Source organism: Agrobacterium sp. 16-172Ci (assembly GCF_053522725.1).
Genome location: NZ_JBNWBW010000044.1, coordinates 1 through 20422 on the forward strand (window position 1 = coordinate 1; position 20422 = coordinate 20422).

A 20422-nucleotide genomic window follows, 5' to 3' on the forward strand; every position below is an offset into this window, starting at 1 on the left:
CGCAACAATCCGGAAGCTCGTCACTATCCTCAACGCCATCGCAAGGACAGATCCAGCATTTGCTTGATCATCCACGGTTGCTTGATCCGGCATCCAGTCACGGCGCGTCCGCGCCGTGAAAGAGTCTTTGGCGATCAAGGACTTGATCGCGCTGGACCCCGGATCTAGTCCGGGGTGACGAGCGTTGAATTTGGCCGGTAGCTATTACCTGCCAATCACAGATCCGGGCGACGGAAGTCGCCCGTCTTGCCGTCCATCACCCACAATTCGCCGGTCGAAATATCGAACCATGCGCCGTGCAGCTTCACCTTACCGGCGGTTTCCTGTGCCTTGACGAAGGGGAAGCCGCGCAGGTTGGCGATGGAGTTGCGGATGGAAACGCGCTCCAGTGCCGTCTGCCGCTCGGAGGCGGTCATCACGTCGTTGCTCTGGATTTGCGAGGCGGCCGACTTGACCATGTTCATCCATTTACCGATGAAATCGCCGGGCGACAGCGGCTCGAGATTGGGATCGAGCGCTGCCTGGATGCCGCCGCAGCGGCCGTGGCCCATGACGACGATATCCTTCACCTTCAGAACCTGTACGGCATATTCGATAGCCGCGGAGGTGGCGTGATACTGCCCGTCCGGCTCGAAGGGCGGCACCATGTTGGCGACGTTGCGGACGACGAAAAGCTCTCCCGGTCCGCAGTCGAAAATGGTTTCCGGCGCGGAGCGGGAGTCACAACAGGCAATGAACAGGGTCTGCGGCTTCTGTCCGGTGTCGGCGAGAACGCGGTATCTTTCGCGCTCGTCGACATAGCGACCGTTCATGAAGTTCTTGTAGCCGTTGAGAAGGTTTTCCGGAAAATCTTTCATCTATCGCAGTACCGTTGTGGTTGGACCGAGATCAAGAAAAGAACTCGGTGCGTTGAAGACCAATCCTTTGGAGCATTTTCGCCTTTCTTCGAACCGCGAAACCGCTCCAACTCCTTGTTTGTCGCATTTCCGGACGGAAAACCGAGGGCCACTTTTCCTGGAAATGCTCTAGCCGCTATTTGCGCTTGGTGCGCGAAGGATGCAAGAGATGACGCATCTGCACCATGGCCATGGGTGTGGAGAGGCTGGAAGAGTCCGTCTCCAGCGTCAGTTCGTTCATGTCGCGTTTTTTGGTGCGGGCCAGCATTTCGAAGACGCTGGCGGTTGCGAGCTGCAGCGCCTTTTCGTCATCCATGCCTTCCAGCAGGCGGGCGAGGAACAGCGCCGACATCAGATCGCCGAGGCCGTTCGGCGCATTCTCAATGGCGCGATGTTCGGCAAGCAGCGCGTGGCGGCCGCTGAGATAAAGATTGCCGGTGCCGCCCGTCATCATCGGCACGGCCGAGGTGACCAGCATTTTCGGCGGGCCCAGCGCAAGTGCGGCATCCATGATGGCATTGTTGGTCTCGAGCTCCGCGCCGCTCATCCAGGCGAGTTCATAACGGTTCGGCGTGGCGACGGTGGCAAGCGGGATGAGGTGATCGCGGATGGCTTCTGCGGTCTCGAGCGGAATGTAAAGCCCGCCCAGATCGCCCATGACCGGATCGCAGGCGTAAATCAGCGACGGGTTCTTTTCCTTCAGATTGCGGATCAGCCTTGCGACGGAGCGAACCTGCGCCGCACTGCCGAAATAACCGGTCAGAACAGCCTTGACCTCGCCGATCCATTTGGCGTTTTCGAGGTCGGTCATGGCCTTGTCGAAATCGTCGTCCTGAAAGCGCATGCGGGTGGAAGGGCCGTGGCCGGGATGCCAGGGCATGACGATGGTGGGCACCGCCCAGACGGGATAACCGAGTGTCTCCAGCGCAAAGACAGCGGCGCGATTGCCGACGGAGCCACGCATGACATGGCTGGAAATGACGATGACGGCGCCCTGTGTATTTTCCTGCATCACGGCCTTCTTGCTTTCAAACGAGGCAGAAAGCCCGCAAGTGCACCCCGCCTTGCCACTGCCCAAAGATCAAGATGCGCTCTCATGACATATCGCAAGGCCGGTTTCCACCGTTAATCCCGCAAGGGTCTGTCCCGCAAAAGCATGGCGCGGTCAGGTTCTTTGTCTCTGCCAGCGCTGCCTGCCTGTCATTGCGAGATTGCCGAAGTACTCTATAGTTGTACCATGCTCGATCTCGTCATTGCCTATTGGCCGCATATCCTTGCCGTTCTCTCGATTTTGATGGGAAGCGTGGCCGCCGTGCATGCCACGATGACGAAGGAGGAGGTCCGCTCCGCGCTCGGTTGGGTCGGCGTCATCGTGCTGTCGCCCATCGTCGGCGCGGTCATCTATGCCATTGCCGGCATCAACCGCATTCGCCGGTCCAACATCACGCAGCAGCGGTCCTTCATGCAGGACGAGATCATGGATCGCGTGGCGCGTCTGGATGCCAGCGGCGAGAAGATAGCCGCGCGCTTCGGACGCCGTTTCGAGGCGATGAAGACGCTGGGCGACCGGGTGACGCGCCATGCGCTGACGACAGGCAACGGCATCGAGCCGCTGGTGACGGGGGATGCCGCCTATGCCGCCATGCTGGAGGCCATCGACGAGGCGAAGCGGTCGATCATTCTCGAAACATATATTTTCGACAATGACCGGATCGGCGCCCGCTTTGTCGCGGCGCTCGAAAGGGCGAAGTTTCGCGGCGTGGAGGTGCGGGTGCTGGTGGATGCGGTGGGTGCGCGTTATTCGGTGCCGAGCATCCTGCCGACACTCAGGGAAAAGGGCATCGTCTGCGATGTCTTCAACGGCAATGTCATCATGGGGCTGCGGCTGCCCTATGCCAATCTGCGCACCCACCGCAAAATCCTTGTGGTGGACGGGCGAATCGCGTTCAGCGGCGGCATGAATATTCGCGAGGGTTTCACCCAGGAATTCGGCGGCGAAAGCCAGTCGCACGATACGCATTTCAAGATCACCGGGCCGGTTGTATCGGATTTTTTCTCCATCGCGGCGGAGGACTGGCGTTTCACGACAAGGGAGCTTCTGGATGCGCCGGTCTGGGATATCGCCATTCCCGATGGCGTGCCGGGCTCGCAGATCGTTGCCCGCGTCTGCTCCTCCGGGCCGGACAAAAGCATCGAGACCAGTCACAAGATGCTGATGGGTGCGTTTTCCGTCGCGCGCTCCTCCATTCTCATCATGTCGCCCTATTTTCTCCCCGATCGGGAGCTTATTTCGGCGCTCATAACCGCAGCAAGACGGGGAGTTGTTGTCGATATCATCGTGCCGAAAAGCAATAATCTGGTGCTTGTGGACAGGGCGATGACGGCGCAGTTCGACCAGATGTTGAGGAATTACTGCCGCATCTGGCGGGCGACGGGGGCTTTCAATCACTCCAAGCTTCTGGTGATCGACGGACGCTGGAGCTACATTGGCTCTTCCAATCTCGATCCGCGTTCGCTGCGGTTGAACTTCGAGATCGATCTCGAAGTTATGGATGAGGAATTCGCCGCGACAATCGGCGAACGCATCCGGGATGCACGGGCAACCGCCTTGCCCGTGCGGCTCAGCGAACTGAATGCGCGGCCATTCGTTGTCCGCTTTGTGGAGCGTGTCCTGTGGCTCGCTTCGCCTTATCTTTAGAGTGCGGTGCGTCCTACAGGGCGCTGCGCGAGACCGGAGGCATCGACGCGTGAAAAAGAACGGTTTGCTGGATGATGAAAAAACGGCCTTGACGAAAAACACCAGCCTGTCCGCCTTCGTCATGCAATCGCTGCGCGACCGCCGCCAGCGCCAGAATGCGGCGCCAGCGACGAAAGATCATTCCTTCCCCGTCATCGCCTCCTACAATGTGCATAAATGTGTCGGCCGCGACCGCAAGTTCGATCCGGATCGTACCAGCCGCGTCATTCAGGAAATCGGCGCTGACATCATCGCCCTTCAGGAAGCGGACAGCCGTTTCGGCGAGCGTACCGGCCTGCTCGATCTCGCGCGGCTGGAGCGGGAAAGCGGTCTCATTCCCGTGCCCGTGCAGGCCGGCGTGAAGGCGCATGGCTGGCACGGCAATGTCGTGCTGTTCAAGGAAGGCGCGGTCAGGGATGTGCATACGCTGAAATTGCCGGGGCTGGAGCCGCGCGGCGCGCTCGTCGTGGAGCTGGATCTAAAGCGGGGCGGCACGCTGCGGGTCATCGCCGCCCATTTCGGGCTTCTCAGACATTCCCGCGCCCAGCAGGCGAAAGCGTTGATCAGCCTTCTCGAAGCACGCAACGAATGCGCGACCATCCTCATGGGAGACCTGAACGAATGGCGTCTCGGCAACGGGTCGTCGCTCAATACGTTCCGGGATGCTTTTGGCGCTTTGCCGCCGGCGGTGCCGAGTTTTCCGTCCAACCTGCCGGTGCTGGCGCTCGACAGGATCATCGCCAATCGTGAAGGACTGATCGAGCAGGTGGAGGCGCATGACAGCGCGCTGGCGCGCATCGCCTCGGATCATCTGCCGCTGAAGGCGGCGGTGCGGACCGACCTGCTGCCGGCCTGATCCGGTCGCGTCATGGTGTGCCTCATAAAGGCGCCAAAAGGCCGGATTAAACCCGTTGCGCCACCGTCATGTGGCTGCGCGAGCGCGCTTCAAGCAACGACGTGCGAATGGCTTCCATCAGCCGCTCGCGATTATTTCTGGTCTTGCCTCTGTCGAGATTTTGCGCGGCAAGCGCGAGATCGAGACCCTCATGCATCACTATCGAATAGGCAACGGTCGTTGCCCAGTTTTCGTAGTCCTGCTCCATCATGTCGCCCCTGAACTAAATCATTTAGTCCGAATCACCCTGTTCTTTAAAAATACCACAAAATACAAAGCATAAAATAGAATTGTTTCTTTTGATGTTCATCAATATGGCTGGATATATTGCATTTCTGACGCCTCCGATGCGGCGTAAATTATCTAGTGTTGCCTTGTAAGTATTTGAAACTGATTCTATTTCAGAAAACCCGCATGAACGTTTTGTGTCATAAAAAACGCCGCGCATCGGGGGATGCGCGGCGGGCTTGCTTTGAAGGTGGCGGTGGATGGGAGTGCGGTCTCAGCCGGCCTTTTCGAGCTTGTAGTCCGAATTGGCCGGTTCTTCCTGCTTGTGCTGGATGAGCGGACGATTGCCCGCCAGCCTGCGCACCAGCACGTAGAAGACCGGTGTCATGAAGATGCCGAAGAACGTTACGCCGATCATGCCGGAGAACACCGCGACACCCATGGCCGCACGCATTTCCGCACCTGCACCGGTGGAGACGACCAGCGGCACCACGCCCATGATGAAGGCGAGCGAGGTCATCAGGATCGGGCGCAGGCGAAGCCGGCTTGCCTCGATGGCCGCCTGAAGCGGCGTTCGTCCTTCGAATTCCAGCTCCCGGGCGAATTCCACGATCAGGATCGCGTTTTTCGCCGAGAGGCCGACAAGGACGACAAGGCCGATCTGCGTAAAGATGTTGTTATCCCCTCCTGTCAGCCAGACGCCCGTGAGGGCCGCAAGCACACCGAGCGGGACGATCAGGATGATCGCAATCGGCAAGGTGAGGCTTTCATATTGCGCGGCGAGCACGAGATAGACGAGCAGCAGCGCCAAGGGGAAAACCACGATGCTGGAATTGCCGGCCAGAATCTGCTGGTAGGTCAGGTCCGTCCATTCGTAGTCGACGCCTGCGGGCAGGGTTTCGGCAAGGATTTTTTCAATCGCCGCCTGCGCCTGTCCCGAGGAGAAGCCCGGTGCCGGACCGCCGTTGATATCGGCCGCAAGGAAGCCGTTATAACGGTTGGTGCGCTCCGGTCCCGTCGTCGCATTCACCTTCAAGAGCGTCGACAGCGGGATCATCTGACCCGATGCGGAGCGAACCTTCAGGCGGCCGATATCTTCGGCATGCGCGCGGAACTGGGAATCCGCCTGGACCCGCACGCTGTATGTCCGTCCGAAAGCATTGAAGTCGTTGACATAGAGCGAGCCGAGATAGATCTGCAGCGTCTGGAAGACGTCGCTGACGGAAACGCCCAGCTGTTCCGCCTTGGCGCGGTCGAGATCGGCGAAGAGCTGCGGCACGTTGATCTGGTAGCTGGAGAAGATGCCCGCGAGTTCCGGCGTCTGATAGGCCTTGCCGATCACTGCCTTCGTCGCTTCATCCAGCGTCTGGTAGCCGTAGCCGGCGCGGTCTTCGATCTGCAGCTTGAAGCCGCCCGTCTGGCCGAGACCGTTGACCGGCGGCGGCGGGAACATGGCGATGAAGGCATCCTGAATGCCCGCATATTTCTGGTTCAGCTGCATGGCGATGGCGCCGCCGGACAGTTCCGGTGTCTTGCGTTTTTCGAAGTCATCGAGAACCGCAAAGACGATGCCGGAATTGGAGCCGATGGTGAAGCCGTTGATCGACAGGCCCGGGAAGGCGATGGCGTGGCTGACGCCGGGTGTTTCGAGCGCGATATCGCTCATCCGCTTGATGACGCTTTCGGTGCGGTCGAGCGTTGCGCCGTCCGGAAGCTGGGCGAAGCCGATCAGGTACTGCTTGTCCTGCGCCGGTACGAAGCCGCTCGGGACGGTGGTGAACATGCCGTAGGTGGCGGCCACCAGCGCCATATAAACCATCATGACAAGGCTCTTGCGCGTCACCAGCCCGCCCACGGTCTTGCCGTAGCCGTTGGAGGCCGCACCGAAGGCGCGGTTGAAGCCGCGGAAGAACCAGCCGAGGATTTTATCCATGAAGCGGGTCAGCCAGTCTTTCGGTGCGCCGTGTTCCTTCAGCAGCAGGGCTGCAAGAGCGGGCGACAGCGTCAGCGAGTTGATGGCCGAAATGACGGTGGATATGGCGATGGTCAGTGCGAACTGCCGGTAGAACTGGCCGGACAGGCCGGAGATGAAGGCAAGCGGCACGAAGACCGCGACCAGAACCAGCGCAATCGCGATGATCGGGCCGGACACTTCCCGCATCGCCTTATAGGTGGCGTCACGCGGCGAGAGCCCGTTTTCGATATTTCGCTCGACGTTTTCGACGACAACGATGGCGTCATCCACCACGATGCCGATGGCGAGCACGAGACCGAACAGGGTCAACGCGTTGATGGAGAAGCCGAAGGCATACATGACGGCGAAGGTGCCGATGATCGAGACCGGAACGGCGATCAGCGGAATGATCGAGGCGCGCCAGGTCTGCAGGAAGAGGATGACGACGAGCACCACGAGGCCAACGGCCTCGAGGAGTGTATCGACAACCTTTTCGATGGAGGAGCGCACGAATTTCGTCGTGTCGTAGACGATCTCGTATTTCACGCCATCGGGCATTGCCAATTGCAGATTGTCCATCGTGGCGCGGACATTGTCGGCGATTTCGATGGCGTTGGAGCCGGGGGCCTGAAGCACGGCGACAGCCACGGCGGGTTCGCCGTCCAGCAGCGAGCGCAGTGTGTAATCGGCCGCACCGAGTTCGATGCGGGCGACATCGCGCAGGCGGGTGATTTCACCGTTCGCGCCGCTCTTGACGATGATGTTGCCGAATTCCTCCGGCGTCGTCAGACGGCCCTGCGCATTGACGTTGAGTTGCAGGTCGACGCCGTTCGGGCTTGGCGAAGCGCCGATGACGCCGGCTGCGGCCTGTACGTTCTGCTGGCGGATGGCGTCGGAAACGTCGCTTGCGGCCAGATCATGCTCGGCCACCTTCTGCGGGTCGAGCCAGACGCGCATGGAATAGTCACCTGCGCCGAAGACCTGCACTTGGCCCACACCTTCGATGCGGGCGAGGCGATCCTTGACGTTCAGCGTCGCATAGTTACGCAGATAGGTGATGTCATAGGCGTCGGTCTTGGAGACGAGGTTGACGACCATGATGAAGTCGGGCGAGCTCTTGACGGTGGTGATGCCGAGTGCGCGCACTTCCGCCGGCAAGCGCGGTTCGGCCTGCGACACGCGGTTCTGCACCAGCTGCTGCGCCTTGTCTGGGTCGGTGCCCAGCTTGAAGGTCACGGTCAGCGTCAGCACGCCGTCGGACGTCGCCTGGCTGCCCATATAGAGCATGTCCTCGACGCCGTTGATCTGTTCTTCCAGCGGTGTCGCGACGGTTTCGGCAATAACGGTCGGGTTCGCACCGGGATAGGTGGCGCGCACGACGACGGATGGCGGAACGACTTCGGGATATTCCGAAATCGGCAGGGCGCGCATGCCGAGTAGGCCTGCCACCACAATCAGGACCGAAAGCACGGCAGCGAATACCGGCCGGTCGACAAAAAATCTGGAAATATTCATATCCAGTCCCTCTCCGGGTCTTTGGGAATGCGAAGGCCGTTCCGGCGGCAATTCTGCCGCCGGTGAAGGCCGGTTCTGTCGGAAGGGGCGTCTCGCGGGAGGCGGGACGCTTACTGATCAAAGAGGCGGGCTACTGCGAAGCAGCAACCTTGTCTTCCGCCTGCGGTGCGACGGTGGCGCCGGGACGAATGCGCTGCAGGCCGTTGACGACGATGGTATCACCGGCGGCAAGGCCGCTTTCGATGATGCGCTGGCCATCGGCCGGTGCGCCCGGCTTGATCTGGCGGTAGCTTACCTTGTTTTCGGCATCGACCACGAAGACGAAACGCTTGTCCTGATCCGTGCCGATGGCTCGGTCGCTGATGACGATGCGGTTTTCCGGCTTCGGTTCACCCATGCGCACCCGCACGAACTGGCCGGGAATGAGCCTGCCGTCCGGATTTTCGAAGACGGCGCGGACACCGATGGTGCCGCTTGCCGAATCCACCTGGTTGTCGATCAGGTGCAGCGTGCCCTTGATCGGCGTGCCCTCATCCGAAAGCGTGCCGATTTCCACCGGGATCTGTTCGAGAGCGGGCAGGGCGCCGTCCGTCTGCGGCAGTTCGGCAAGCGCCTTGGCCACCACGCCTTCGCTGGCGTTGAAGCTGGCATAGATCGGGTTGACCGATACCAGTGTCGTCAGCGCCGGCGAGGTGGATCCGGCGGCGACGAGGTTGCCGGCGGTGATTTCGATGCGGCCGACGCGGCCGGAAACCGGGGCGAGGATTTCGGTATAACCGAGATCGAGCTGAGCCGTGGTCAGCGCTGCGCGGGCGGCGCGAAGCTGGGCTTCGGCATCCGCAAACGAGCTTTGACGCTGGTCGAGATCGCTCTGGGAGATGGTGCGATTGTCGGAAAGCCTGCGGCCACGGTCGAGTTCCGTTTTGGCAAGGCTGACCTTGGCTTCGGCGGAAGCAACCTGGCCTTCAGCACCCGCAACGGCGGCCTGATAAGGGGCCGGGTCGATGGTGAAGAGAGGATCGCCTTCCTTCACCAGCGCGCCTTCGCGGAAATGCACGGCCTTGATCTGGCCGGCGACGCGGGAGCGGATCTGCACCCGGTCAACGGCTTCGAGACGGCCGGAAAACTCTTCCCAGCGCATCACGTCGCGGCTTTCCACCTTGGCGACGGTAACCGGGATTGCCGGTGTTTCAGCAGGCGTCGAAGCGGCCGTTGCATCGCGGCTGGTGGGGAGGTCGAAAAACAGTGCTGCTGCTGCAACGGACATGGCAAGCCCGATGCCGGCACCCGTCAGGGCCCGGCGCTTTGTGTTCAGCGTCATGGGTATCTCCTTGGCCCCCGATAGGGAGCAGGTCGTTCATAAATAAATGCGAATTTTCAGTGTTTTAACTGGTCAACGAAGGTCTTGAACTCCGAACAGACGGATGAGACCCATCCGCCGCCCTCTCCTTGATAAAGCCCCGTCCAGCCGACGCCGGCGGGGAAAACATGCTGCCGGACGCTGACACCGGAGGCGATGAGGCGGTCTGCATAATTGACCGTTTCGTCGCGCAGAGGGTCGTCCTCGGCGGTAAAGATCAGCGCCGGTGCCACCCGGTTCAGCCGCGTGCACTGGCAGGGCGCGGCATAGGGGTGGAAAAACCCGCACGCCTTGGCAAGGTAATGGCTCCAGCCATCGGCCCAGCGCTGGCGCATGCCGATCCTGTCCGCATCGCGGAAGGATTCCGTCGTCATCATCGGGTCGATCATGGGCGACAGAAGAATCTGGCCTGCGAGTTTGCCCGGCATGCGGTCGCGGGCCTTCAAGGCAAGCCCCGCCGCCACATTGCCGCCAGCCTCTTCGCCGGCCACGAACAGCAGCGATTTCGCGCCGCCATAATGCTTGCGGTCCCGGCTCAGATGATCGAGCGCCTCATAGGCGCAGTCGATGACCATCGGAAACTCGTTGCCGGACGGCTTGCTATAGTCGGCTTCCACGACCACTGCGCCGCTTTCCGCGAGCGCGCGAGCCACCGGAAGCTCGGGGCAATTGCCGCCCGGCTCAAGGCCGGGTTCCAGAAACGATCCGCCACGCAGATAAAGCACGACAGGCGGATGGCTGCAGAGGCAGGAACCTTCATAACGGCGCACGGAGAGCTTCGACGCGGACGTCTCGCTACCCATATTTTCCCAATGCGCGTTCATGACTCCAGATCCTTTGCCCGCCACTTAAAGCGTGTTGCGATCCTTCGGATACGCTCCTGCGCTTTAAGTTTTTATCTTGCCGCATGTCGTCACCGCAAAACCGCAACGCACTTTGCGCGACATGCTTCAAGGCGGATCATATTGCAAAATCTGAAATCCATATTATTGTTCGGATCGAAACGATCAAGCATGCAAATTTGAAAACACTATTCCGAAATCACGGATAATCATATCTCCGAGGCAGTGAATGGATCAGCTCTCCGCCATGCGGGTTTTTACGCGGGTCGTGGAAACCGGCAATTTCAGCCGCGCCGCCACCGCGCTGAACATGCCGAAAACCACTGTTACCAATATGGTGCAGGCGCTGGAGGCGCATTTGCACACCACACTTCTTAACCGCACCACACGCCGGGTGATGCTGACAACGGACGGCGCTCTCTATTATGAGCGGGCCTCACAGATTTTATCGGAAATCGAAGAACTTGACGGTAGCATGTCCAGCGCGCAGGTGCAGCCCTCCGGCCGGTTGCGGGTGGAAATGGCCGGTGTCTTCGCGGACCTGGTGGTTATCCCACATCTTTGCGAATTTTACCAGCGTTATCCGCAAATCCGTCTCGACCTCGGTGTCGGCGACCGTCTCGTCGATTATATCGCGGAGAATGTCGACTGTGCGCTGCGGGTCGGCGTGCTGCGCGATCAGTCGCTGATTGCCCGTAAAGTGGGCGAACTCCGGTTCGAGACATTCGCCTCGCCGTCCTACATCGAAAATTTCGGTATGCCGCAAGAACCGGAGGATCTGGAGAAGGAGCATTATTCGGTGGGCTACCTCAATGCCACCACCGGCCAGATCATGCCGGCCTCCTTCGACAATGGCGTGCGCAGCGTCGAGCTGACCCCGAATTATGTCGTCTCGGTCAATGACAGCCGCACCTATCTCAATGCGGCGCTGGCCGGCATGGGCATCGTGCAGCTTCCCGTTTTCATGGTGAGGGATGCGCTTTCGCGGGGAGAACTGGTGCCGGTGCTTTCCGAGTGGCGGCGCGAGGCCATGCCGATCTATGTGGTCTATCCCCAGACCCGGCATGTAACCAACAAGGTCCGCGTTTTTGTCGACTGGCTGGCCAAGCTGGTGCACGGCCTGGTGTGAGGCGGCCAGTCACCGCCCGACCCTTGCTGCGACAAAATCGATGAAGGCGCGAACGCGGGCGGCCAGGTGTTCGTGACCGGCATAAACCGCGTGGATCACTTCCATCTCCTCGGCATTATAGTCTTCCAGCACCGGTACGAGCAGGCCCGCCTCTATATCAGGCTCGATATGAAATTCGCCGACCCTTCCCAGCCCCAGACCCGTCAGGCAGAGCCTTCGCATGGCCATGCCGCTGTTGACCGAGACATTGCCTGTTACGGGCAGGCGGTAGACTTCCGTGGAGCCGGGGTTGCGAAAGGGCCATTCGTTGAGGCTGCGGCTGAAATTGAAGCTGAAGCAATTGTGCCGCGCCAGATCCTGCGGTTTTTCCGGCATTCCGTGTCGTTCGATATAGGCGGGGGAGGCGACGATGACGCGGCGGACTTCCTTCAGCTTTCTCGCCTTCAGGGATGAATCTCCCATCGCGCCCGAGCGGATGGCGATATCGGTGCGTTCCTCGATCAGGCTGATGACGCCGTCGGTCAGCGAGATATCCAGCTCGATTTCCGGATAAAGCGACAAAAATTCCGGCGCAAGCGGCAGCAGATAACGTTCGCCGAAGCCCAGCGTGGTGTTGACGCGCAAAAGGCCGCGCGGCACCACCTTGCCGCCGCTCGCCACGATCTGCTCGGTCTCGGCTATATCGGCGAGAATGCGCCTTGCCCGCGCAAGATAGACTTCGCCCTCCGGTGTGAGCGTGACAAGCCGGGTGGAGCGGGCAAGAAGCCGGGTGCCAAGGCGGTCTTCGATACGGGTGACAAGCTTGCTCACCGCCGAGGGTGAAAGCTTCAGCCTGCGCCCGGCGGCGGAAAAGCTGCCAAGTTCCGCCGCCGCCACGAAGACTTCCATTTCTCCGGCCCGATTGTCCATCGCCGCACCACCTGTGAAATCAATTCAAAGGTATTTATCCACCCTTGCCGATTATCATGCAAGTCCCCTTCGCCCATATTGCGTCCATGGATTTGATCCAACCGGATAGCATCGCTATCCAAATGATCCAACCGGACGGCGTTGCTGTCCAGAACGCCCGCGATCCCGCTCCGGGCGAAGAGGTATTTGTCATGCCATTGGCCATATTTGCCCTGACGATCGCGGCCTATGCGATCGGCACCACGGAGTTCGTGATTGTCGGTCTTCTGCCGACGGTCGCGACCGATCTTCACATCACCCTGCCGCTTGCCGGCCTCATCGTCAGCGTTTATGCGCTGGGCGTCACCTTCGGTGCGCCGATCCTGACGGCGCTAACCGGCAGGATCGAAAGAAAGCCGCTGCTGCTCGGCCTGATGGCCCTGTTCATCATCGGCAACAGCGCGGCGGCCCTGTCGCCCAGCTATGAGATGCTGCTTGTCGCCCGCGTCATCGCCGCCTTCGCCCATGGTGTCTTCTTCTCGGTCGGCTCCACCATCGCCGCGGATCTCGTGCCGGAAAATCGTCGCGCTTCGGCCATTGCCATGATGTTCATGGGGCTGACGGTCGCCATCGTCACCGGCGTTCCGCTCGGCACCTATATCGGGCAGGTCTTCGGCTGGCGTGCGACCTTCTGGGTCGTTGCCGCCCTTGGCGTCATCGCCTTCTTCGGCATTGCCACGCTTCTGCCGAACACGCTCAAGAAGGCGCCGCCGGCGAGCCTCTTCGATCAGGTCCGTGTTCTCGGCTCCGGTCGCCTGCTCATCGTTTTCGCCATGACCGCGCTCGGCTACGGCGGCACCTTCGTCGCCTTCACCTTCCTTGCGCCGATCCTGCAGGATGTCACCGGCTTTTCCGAAAAGAGCGTCAGCCTGATCCTCGTGCTCTATGGCATCGCCATTGCGGCCGGCAATATCGGCGGCGGCAGGATCGCCAACCATAACCCGGCCAGGGCGCTGATCGGCCTCTTCCTGGCACAGGCCATCGTGCTGCTCGTCTTTTCCTTCACCGCCTTCTCGCCGGTGCTGACGCTCATCACGCTTGCCGCGCTCGGTTTCCTGTCCTTCGCCAATGTTCCCGGCCTGCAGCTTTATGTGGTGCAGCTTGCCAAGGAACATCGCCCCGGCGCCGTCGATGTTGCCTCGGCGCTCAACATCGCCGCCTTCAACCTCGGCATCGCCATTGGCGCATGGCTTGGCGGTCTGGTGGTGGAATCGCCGATGGGTCTTGCCGCAACCCCGTGGGTCGGCGCCATCCTCGTCGCCGTGGCCCTGCTCTTGACCCTCTGGAGCAGTACGCTCGACCGCCGCGCCGCGCTGACCCTGAAAACCGCCTAAACTTTTCATAAAATTCCCGGCCGCTCCCAAGTCGGCCGGGCCGCTTCAAAGGAGAAAATATATGTTTGATGTCACCGCAAATGGCGCTTCGATCCCGGCGCTGGGTTTCGGCACGTTTCGTATTCCCGGTGCCGATGTGCTGCGCATCGTTCCCCATGCGCTGAAAGCCGGGTTCCGCCATATCGATACCGCCCAGATCTACGGCAATGAGGCCGAGGTCGGTGAAGCCATCGCTGCTTCGGGCGTGGCGCGCGGCGACGTGTTTCTCACCACCAAGGTCTGGGTCGAGAACTACAGGCATAATGCCTTCCTCGCCTCCGTGGATGAGAGCCTGAAAAAGCTGAAGACCGATTATGTCGACCTGCTGCTGCTGCATTGGCCGAACGAGGCGGTTTCGCTTGCAGAACAGATCGGCGCGCTGAACGCGGTAAAGGAAGCGGGCAAGGTGCGCCATATCGGCGTTTCCAATTTCAGCACGGCGCTGATGGCCGAGGCGGTGAAGTTGTCCAAGGCCCCGATCGTGACCAACCAGATCGAATACCACCCCTATATCGATCAGGACGTGGTTATCGCCGCGGCAAAGGCCGCCGGCATGTCGGTGACGGGTTATTACGGCATGGCCGATGGCAAGGTCTTCACCGATCCGGTGCTGAAGGAAATCGCCGCAGGCCGTGGCAAGTCGGTGGCGCAGGTGGTGCTGCGCTGGCTCGTGCAGCAGCAGCGTGTCATCGCACTGTCGAAGACGGTCAGCGAAGCCCGCGTCGATGAAAATATCGCCATCTTCGATTTCGAACTTTCGGCCGATGAAATGGCGGCGATCCGCGCGCTTGCCAGGCCGGATGGCCGCATCGTTTCACCGGAAGGGCTTGCACCCGTCTGGGACAAGGCCGCCTGATAATAAGAGCCGGGGAGGGAACGCCCTTCCCGGTTTGCCCGTGCGTGGGAAATCCTCGCGCGGCAATGCTGCTCACAGCCCATGGAAACGACGCGTTTCACATCGGGTGCAGTGAAGATTTATCTGCCTGTTCTGGAAATTTGGAGCGGGCGAAGGGATTTGAACCCTCGACCCCAACCTTGGCAAGGTTGTGCTCTACCCCTGAGCTACACCCGCTCAAATCCACCGGTCCGGGGTAGTTCGCTGAACCGTGGGCCGCCGAAGCGGCGACGGGTGCTATATCGCTCAATCGTTTTTGGAATGCAACAGTTTCTTTTGTGGTTTCGGTGGAAATCCGCCTGTCTGCGGATTTATCCGAAATCTGGCGGCCATCACGAGCTGACGACCAGGGAATTTCCGCTGAAGATATTGTTTCAGCTGGTTTTTATCCCCCTGCCATGGGGTGGCGGCCGGCGGGAACGCCAGAAAATAACCTATTTACATTTGGTTAAAATCTGATTCGACAAGTGATTCGTTCGGGTGTACAAATTCCCTGTCCACAAGAAAAATCAAAACGATATTGGGAACGATGTTTGGCATATCATCATCGGGAGGATGAGCCTTGTCGTACGCAGCTTTTGAACGGGTTGGCGCACAATTGTCGCCGGAGCAGATCACCGATCTGCAGACTATTTTCGATGGCGTATGTTTCGAATGCTTTCAAGACCGCAGCAGCCATGTTGCCAATGAGTGCGCGGCGGTTTTGATCCGTAGCGCCCAGCGCGGCATTCTTGACCATGAGATGTTGCGCGATATCGGTCTTGCGGTTTTACGTCGGCACTGATTGCGCCATATGACAATAAAAAAGCGCCCGAGCATCTCGGGCGCTTTCGTGTGTGTTGTGGCGAGAACCGCTTCCGGCTCAGCTCTTTTCCTGCACATGCGCTTCGAGGAACCAGAGCGACTTGTCGAGATCGCGCGAGGCGGCGGTGAAGATGTCCGCCGTCGTCGGGTCGCCCGCCTCGTCGGAATCGTCGATAGCCTTGCGGATCATGTTCGCGACTTCGCCATAACGCTCGATCAGCTCGTCCAGATGGTCGTGGATCTTGTAGATATCGGTCGGATAGGCCTTGAGCTTCGTCGTCGAGGAGACTGATTGCAGGCTGCCGAGCGCCGTGCCGCCAAGCTGGACAACACGCTCGGCAATCGTATCGCCATGATTGTCGAGCTGGGTGCGGAAAGTGTCGAGAAGTTCATGCACGGCGATGAACTGCGGGCCCTTGAGGTTCCAGTGCGCCTGCTTGGTGATGAGCGCAAGGTCAATCACCGAGGCCAGGGATTCGTTGAGAATGCCGATCACGGTCGACTTGGCGTTGGAAGGCAGGTCGTTCTTCGTCTTGTGCGTCTTCATCGATGTCTCCTGAAGTTGCGGACGGAATGCCGCTTTGGAAAAGTCCGTCGTTTAACGTCCGGGCCTGAGGCCCTGTTCCATGCTAAGCACTGGGACAGCGAAAATCCTGCACAATCATCATGTCATTCGTAAAACAGGCAGATGCGCCGGCCGTCTATCTCATTGACGCGGATCGGCATGTCATAGATGTCCTTGAGGACATCCGGACGGATGATCTCTTCCGCCGGCCCCTGATGGCAGATGCGGCCTTCGCGCATGGCGATGATGGTGTCGGAATACCAGGAGGCGAAGTTGATGTCGTGCAGCACCAGAACCACGGTCTTCTTCAGCTCGTCAGCGGCGCGGCGCATGATCTTCATCATGCTGGAGGCGTGTTTCATGTCGAGATTGTTGAGCGGCTCGTCGAGCAGCACGTAATCTGTATCCTGGCACAGCACCATCGCCACGAAGGCGCGCTGTCGCTGGCCGCCGGAAAGCTCGTCCAGAAACCGGCCGGCAAGGGCTTCGAGGTGCAGATATTCCAGCGCCCGGTCGATATGGACCTTGTCCTCGATGGTGGGGCGGCCTTTGGAATAGGGGTAACGGCCGAAACCGACGAGGTCGCGCACCGTCAGGCGCGAAGAGATGTGGTTGTCCTGCCGCAATATCGAGAGCCGCTTGGCCAGCGTATCGGATGGGGTTTTCGTAACATCCAGACCGTCCACCGTCACTGTTCCGGCATCCATCGACATCAGCCTTGCGACGATGGAAAGCAGCGTCGATTTTCCCGCACCGTTCGGCCCGATGATGGAGGTGACGCCACCTGCCGGAATGGAGACGGAGACGCCGTCAACGACGAGGCTGTCGCCATAGGATTTGCTGATCTGACTGGCGATGATCATCGCGCACCCCGCTTCAGAATAAGACCGATAAAGACGATACCGCCCAGAAATTCGATGATGATCGAGAGCGCCGTATCGAAGGCGAAGACCCGCTCCAGCACCACCTGACCGCCCACGAGGCAGATCACGGCGATGAGGATCGCCGCCGGCAACACATAGGCGTGTTTGCCATTGCCGGTAAGATAATGGGCCAGCGCCGCGACCAGCAGCCCGAAGAACATGACCGGGCCGACGAGTGCGGTCGAGACGGCGACCAGCACGGAGACCAGCACGAGGATGATGGTGACCGTGCGCTTGTATTCGACCCCCAGGCTGATGGCCGTGGCGCGGCCGAGCGAGAGGACGTCGAGCGTGTGCATGAGCCTGAGCCCGATGATGGTCACCACGCCGATGATGACGGCGGAGACCGCAAGAAGCGTCGGATCGATGGAATTGAAGCTGGCGAACAGCACATCCTGCAGCACCGTATATTCATTTGGGTCCAGCACGCGCTGCATGAAACCCGAGAGGCTGCGGAAGAAGACGCCGAAGACGATGCCGACCAGCACCAGAAGATGCAGGCTGCGTTCCGCGCCGACGAAAAGCCAGCGATAGAGCAGGGCGGAAAAGACGACGAGCAGGCTGGTTTCAGCGAGAAACTTCAGCTGCGGATCGATCATGACGACGGTTGCAGAGCCGAAGACGAAGATCAGCCCGGTCTGCATCAGCACATAAAGCGAATCGAAACCCATGACCGAAGGGGTAAGGATGCGGTTGTTGGTGACCGTCTGGAACAGCACGGTTGAGACCGCGATGGCATAGGCCACCAGCAAGAGCGACAGAAGCTTGATGCCGCGAAACGGCAGTACGAAGCTCCAGCTGCCCTTGGCGCCGAGCGTCATGAAGGCGGCCATGGAGATGAGCGCGAATGCCGCAAGCACGAGCAGAACGGTTTTTGCACGCCGGTCGGGATGTCTCTCAAGCATGGTGGCGTTTCCGCAGCAGGAGATAGAGGAACAGCGCGCTGCCGATGACGCCGACCACGGTTCCGATGGGTATTTCGTAAGGCGCACGCACGGTGCGGCCGATGATATCGCAGGAAAGCACGAAGACCGCGCCGAGCGTCGCCACCCAGGGCACCGAGCGGCGCATATTGTCACCGATCATCAGGCTGACGACATTCGGCACGATCAGGCCGAGAAAGGGGATCATGCCGACGGTGACGACGACGACCGCGCTGACCAGCGAGACGATGGTGAGGCCGAGCGCCATGACGCGGCGATAGTTGAGGCCGAGATTGGTGGTGAAATCGCGACCCATGCCGGCCACGGTGAAGCGGTCTGCCGCGAGATAGGCGGCGATGGCGAAGAGGAAGCCGACCCACAGCAACTCATAACGGCCGCGAAGCACACCGGAAAAATCCCCCGTCATCCATGCGCCCAGCGATTGTAGGAGATCGAAACGATAAGCGAAGAAGGTGGTGACGGCGGAGATGACGCCGCCCAGCATGATGCCGATCAGCGGCACCAGCAGCACGTCGCGCAGCGGCACCTGCCGCAGGATACGCAGGAACAGCGCGGTGCCGGCGAGCGCAAAGACGGCGGCCACCAGCATCTTGCCGAAGATCGGCGTATCCGGCGCCAGCAGGGTGACGGTGAGCAGGCCGAGGCCGGCGGATTCGGTGGTGCCCGCCGTCGAAGGCTCCACGAAGCGGTTGCGCACCAGCATCTGCATGATGAGCCCGGCAATCGCCATCGAGCTTCCGGCCAGTATCAACGCCAGCGTGCGCGGAATGCGGCTGACCAGCAGCACCCGCAGTGCGTCCGCACTCGTGTCCGGTGCGAAAAGCGTTGTGAGCGAGACATTGCTCACGCCGACGAACAGGCTGGTGATGGCGAGCACCAGGGCCAGAAGAAGGGCAAGGATGAGAGACAGGGATTTCACGTTGGCGGTTTTTCGAAAATGGTGAAAGCTCCCGGCGACCCCTCAGGTTACGGTGAGGCTACAAACCTCTCTCCGTCATCCTCGGTCCCCGGAACAAGCCCGAGGATGTCCTGAGGATCCGCAACCTATTGATTTTACGATACCTTGGTAGATCCTCGGGTCAAGCCCGAGGATGACGTCGAGTATGGAGCAGCCTTCAGAAGCGGATGCCTGGAGGCTTTTACGATTTCTTCTCCGAGACGGCCTTGTAGACCTGATCGAGCAGGGTGGAGAGCGCCGTATAACCGCTGCTGACGATATAGGCCGCCTGCGGATCGAGATAAACGATCTGCTTTTTCTTCCAGGCATTGGTCTGGTGCACCAGCTCGTTGTCCAGCACCTGCGCGGCCGCCTTGCCCGGATCGGTGGCGCGGCCGATGCCGGCGTCGCGGTCGATCACGAACAGCCATTCGGGGTTGACCTCGGCCAGATATTCGAAGGAGACGACATCGCCACGGTCAAAACGGTCGTCGATGTCGGCTGCGACCGGCTTGAAGCCGATTTCGGTGTGCAGCCAGCCGGTGCGCGAACTGGGGCCATAAACGCCGACCTTGCCGGCATTGGTGACGAGGATCATCGCCGTGCCGGAATTGGGCGCGATTTCCTTCAGCTTCGCCACTTTTTCATCGATGGCGGCATCAAGCTTCTTGGCTTCTTCCTGCTTGCCGAAGATATCGCCGAGCTTGGTGATGTTGGCTTGGACGCTGCCGATGAATTCCTTGGAATCCACCGACATGTCGATGGCGGGCGTGATCTTCGCAACGTCCGGATATTTCGCGCGCGAACGGCCGCCGACGATGACGAGATCGGCCTCGGCCGCATTGATCGCCTCATAATCAGGCTCAAACAGCGTGCCGACCTTCAGATATTTGCCGTCGGCATATTTCTGCAGATAGGTGGGCAGGTTAGAGCCGACGACACCGGCGGGCTCGACGCCGAGCGCATCGAGATTGTCGAGCGAGGGAATATCGAGAACCAGAACCTTCTTCGGCGCCGCCTTCAGCACGGTCTCGCCCTGCGCGTGCTTGATCGTCATTTCTTCGGCACTCGCCGTCATCGCGCCGAGGCTGAAGGCCGCTGCCGCCAGCAGCCGAACGGGGAAGGTGAAGTTGATGGCCACTTAATATGTCCCTTGCAATATGGTTCCGAGCCGGCGGACGTGATCCCGCCGGGTTAACTTGATGTTGACGATCAGCTTTATTGGCAAGGTCGGCGGAAATCAAAATTATGTTTTAGAACGGTTCTGAATTGCGGTGAGCGGGAAATGTGCGGGTGGAAAAGTATGGCCTGCAGTCTGTCCGGACGTCATCCTCGGCCGTTGAACAAAATCGACAGGTCGCAGATCCTCGGCACAAGGCCACTGCTGTCCGGTTTAAATTTGGTGGACATGGCGCACGGTGTTGATTCTACTCGTATTCGAGCGTTTGGCGACGATCTCGGACACGAAAGAGGAGCA

Annotated in this window: 18 protein-coding genes and 1 tRNA gene; 6 read left to right on the forward strand and 13 right to left on the reverse strand. The window is 60.2% G+C overall.

The genetic code is table 11. The features are described from left to right. Nucleotides 1-215: 215 nt before the first annotated feature. Together ACQZ40_RS24890 and pdxY are read right to left on the reverse strand one after the other, a co-directional pair. Nucleotides 216-857, reverse strand: a complete 642-nt coding sequence (locus ACQZ40_RS24890; RefSeq protein ID WP_065655570.1) for a carbonic anhydrase — start codon at nucleotides 855-857, stop codon at nucleotides 216-218. Between the two features lie 175 nt (nucleotides 858-1032). After that, nucleotides 1033-1908 (reverse strand): pyridoxal kinase PdxY, encoded by an 876-nt coding sequence (pdxY, locus tag ACQZ40_RS24895; protein ID WP_448748852.1) that lies wholly within the window; start codon nucleotides 1906-1908, stop codon nucleotides 1033-1035. A 225-nt stretch (nucleotides 1909-2133) separates the two neighbouring features. Here pdxY and ACQZ40_RS24900 point away from each other — a divergent pair, with 225 nt between their 5' ends. Together ACQZ40_RS24900 and ACQZ40_RS24905 are read left to right on the forward strand one after the other, a co-directional pair. Further along, nucleotides 2134-3594, forward strand: coding sequence for a phospholipase D-like domain-containing protein (locus tag ACQZ40_RS24900; RefSeq protein ID WP_448748855.1), 1461 nt, complete (start codon nucleotides 2134-2136; stop codon nucleotides 3592-3594). Between the two features lie 49 nt (nucleotides 3595-3643). Next, nucleotides 3644-4489 carry an endonuclease/exonuclease/phosphatase family protein gene (locus tag ACQZ40_RS24905; protein ID WP_078051654.1) on the forward strand — a complete coding sequence of 282 codons (846 nt, stop codon included), beginning with the start codon at nucleotides 3644-3646 and terminating at the stop codon, nucleotides 4487-4489. A 46-nt stretch (nucleotides 4490-4535) separates the two neighbouring features. Here the strand turns inward: ACQZ40_RS24905 and ACQZ40_RS24910 are convergent, their stop codons facing one another. From ACQZ40_RS24910 to ACQZ40_RS24925, 4 genes are all read right to left on the reverse strand, one after another. Continuing rightward, nucleotides 4536-4739, reverse strand: a complete 204-nt coding sequence (locus tag ACQZ40_RS24910) for a hypothetical protein (protein ID WP_065655566.1) — start codon at nucleotides 4737-4739, stop codon at nucleotides 4536-4538. 291 nt (nucleotides 4740-5030) lie between these two features. After that, nucleotides 5031-8225 carry an efflux RND transporter permease subunit gene (locus ACQZ40_RS24915; protein WP_142844952.1) on the reverse strand — a complete coding sequence of 1065 codons (3195 nt, stop codon included), beginning with the start codon at nucleotides 8223-8225 and terminating at the stop codon, nucleotides 5031-5033. Nucleotides 8226-8355: 130 nt separating this feature from the next. After that, on the reverse strand, nucleotides 8356-9546 hold the full coding sequence (locus ACQZ40_RS24920; protein WP_078051656.1) for an efflux RND transporter periplasmic adaptor subunit: 1191 nt from the start codon (nucleotides 9544-9546) through the stop codon (nucleotides 8356-8358). 56 nt (nucleotides 9547-9602) lie between these two features. Next, on the reverse strand, nucleotides 9603-10409 hold the full coding sequence (locus tag ACQZ40_RS24925; protein WP_020809339.1) for an alpha/beta hydrolase fold domain-containing protein: 807 nt from the start codon (nucleotides 10407-10409) through the stop codon (nucleotides 9603-9605). A 247-nt stretch (nucleotides 10410-10656) separates the two neighbouring features. Between ACQZ40_RS24925 and ACQZ40_RS24930 the strand changes: the two genes are divergently transcribed. Beyond that, nucleotides 10657-11556 (forward strand): LysR family transcriptional regulator, encoded by a 900-nt coding sequence (locus ACQZ40_RS24930; RefSeq protein WP_065655564.1) that lies wholly within the window; start codon nucleotides 10657-10659, stop codon nucleotides 11554-11556. Between the two features lie 9 nt (nucleotides 11557-11565). Here ACQZ40_RS24930 and ACQZ40_RS24935 read toward each other — a convergent pair whose 3' ends face one another. Then, a complete protein-coding gene (locus tag ACQZ40_RS24935) occupies nucleotides 11566-12465 on the reverse strand; it encodes a LysR family transcriptional regulator (RefSeq protein WP_078051657.1) in 900 nt (299 codons plus the stop codon). 191 nt (nucleotides 12466-12656) lie between these two features. On the opposite strand from ACQZ40_RS24935, the gene ACQZ40_RS24940 reads away from it, so the two are divergent. Together ACQZ40_RS24940 and ACQZ40_RS24945 are read left to right on the forward strand one after the other, a co-directional pair. Continuing rightward, on the forward strand, nucleotides 12657-13838 hold the full coding sequence (locus tag ACQZ40_RS24940; RefSeq protein WP_125145450.1) for an MFS transporter: 1182 nt from the start codon (nucleotides 12657-12659) through the stop codon (nucleotides 13836-13838). Between the two features lie 61 nt (nucleotides 13839-13899). Further along, nucleotides 13900-14733, forward strand: coding sequence for an aldo/keto reductase (locus ACQZ40_RS24945; RefSeq protein WP_338810775.1), 834 nt, complete (start codon nucleotides 13900-13902; stop codon nucleotides 14731-14733). A 141-nt stretch (nucleotides 14734-14874) separates the two neighbouring features. On the opposite strand, the gene ACQZ40_RS24950 is transcribed toward ACQZ40_RS24945, so the two are convergent. Further along, nucleotides 14875-14949 (reverse strand) — tRNA-Gly (locus tag ACQZ40_RS24950). Between the two features lie 385 nt (nucleotides 14950-15334). Here ACQZ40_RS24950 and ACQZ40_RS24955 point away from each other — a divergent pair. Next, nucleotides 15335-15556 carry a hypothetical protein gene (locus ACQZ40_RS24955; protein WP_003522612.1) on the forward strand — a complete coding sequence of 74 codons (222 nt, stop codon included), beginning with the start codon at nucleotides 15335-15337 and terminating at the stop codon, nucleotides 15554-15556. Between the two features lie 78 nt (nucleotides 15557-15634). On the opposite strand, the gene dps is transcribed toward ACQZ40_RS24955, so the two are convergent. The 5 genes from dps to ACQZ40_RS24980 form a co-directional block, all read right to left on the reverse strand. After that, complete coding sequence (gene dps / locus ACQZ40_RS24960; protein ID WP_003522611.1) at nucleotides 15635-16123, reverse strand: DNA starvation/stationary phase protection protein Dps; 489 nt, start codon at nucleotides 16121-16123, stop codon at nucleotides 15635-15637. A 122-nt stretch (nucleotides 16124-16245) separates the two neighbouring features. Beyond that, the gene (locus ACQZ40_RS24965; RefSeq protein WP_003522610.1) at nucleotides 16246-17004 is read right to left on the reverse strand and encodes an iron ABC transporter ATP-binding protein; all 759 of its coding nucleotides are present in this window, start codon (nucleotides 17002-17004) and stop codon (nucleotides 16246-16248) included. Next, a complete protein-coding gene (locus ACQZ40_RS24970) occupies nucleotides 17001-17969 on the reverse strand; it encodes an iron chelate uptake ABC transporter family permease subunit (protein ID WP_448748853.1) in 969 nt (322 codons plus the stop codon). Before ACQZ40_RS24970 ends, ACQZ40_RS24965 begins: the two co-directional genes overlap by 4 nt. Further along, the gene (locus ACQZ40_RS24975; protein ID WP_065655558.1) at nucleotides 17962-18927 is read right to left on the reverse strand and encodes an ABC transporter permease; all 966 of its coding nucleotides are present in this window, start codon (nucleotides 18925-18927) and stop codon (nucleotides 17962-17964) included. Before ACQZ40_RS24975 ends, ACQZ40_RS24970 begins: the two co-directional genes overlap by 8 nt. A gap of 220 nt (nucleotides 18928-19147) precedes the next feature. Beyond that, nucleotides 19148-20086, reverse strand: a complete 939-nt coding sequence (locus ACQZ40_RS24980; protein ID WP_448748854.1) for a siderophore ABC transporter substrate-binding protein — start codon at nucleotides 20084-20086, stop codon at nucleotides 19148-19150. Nucleotides 20087-20422: the final 336 nt, after the last annotated feature.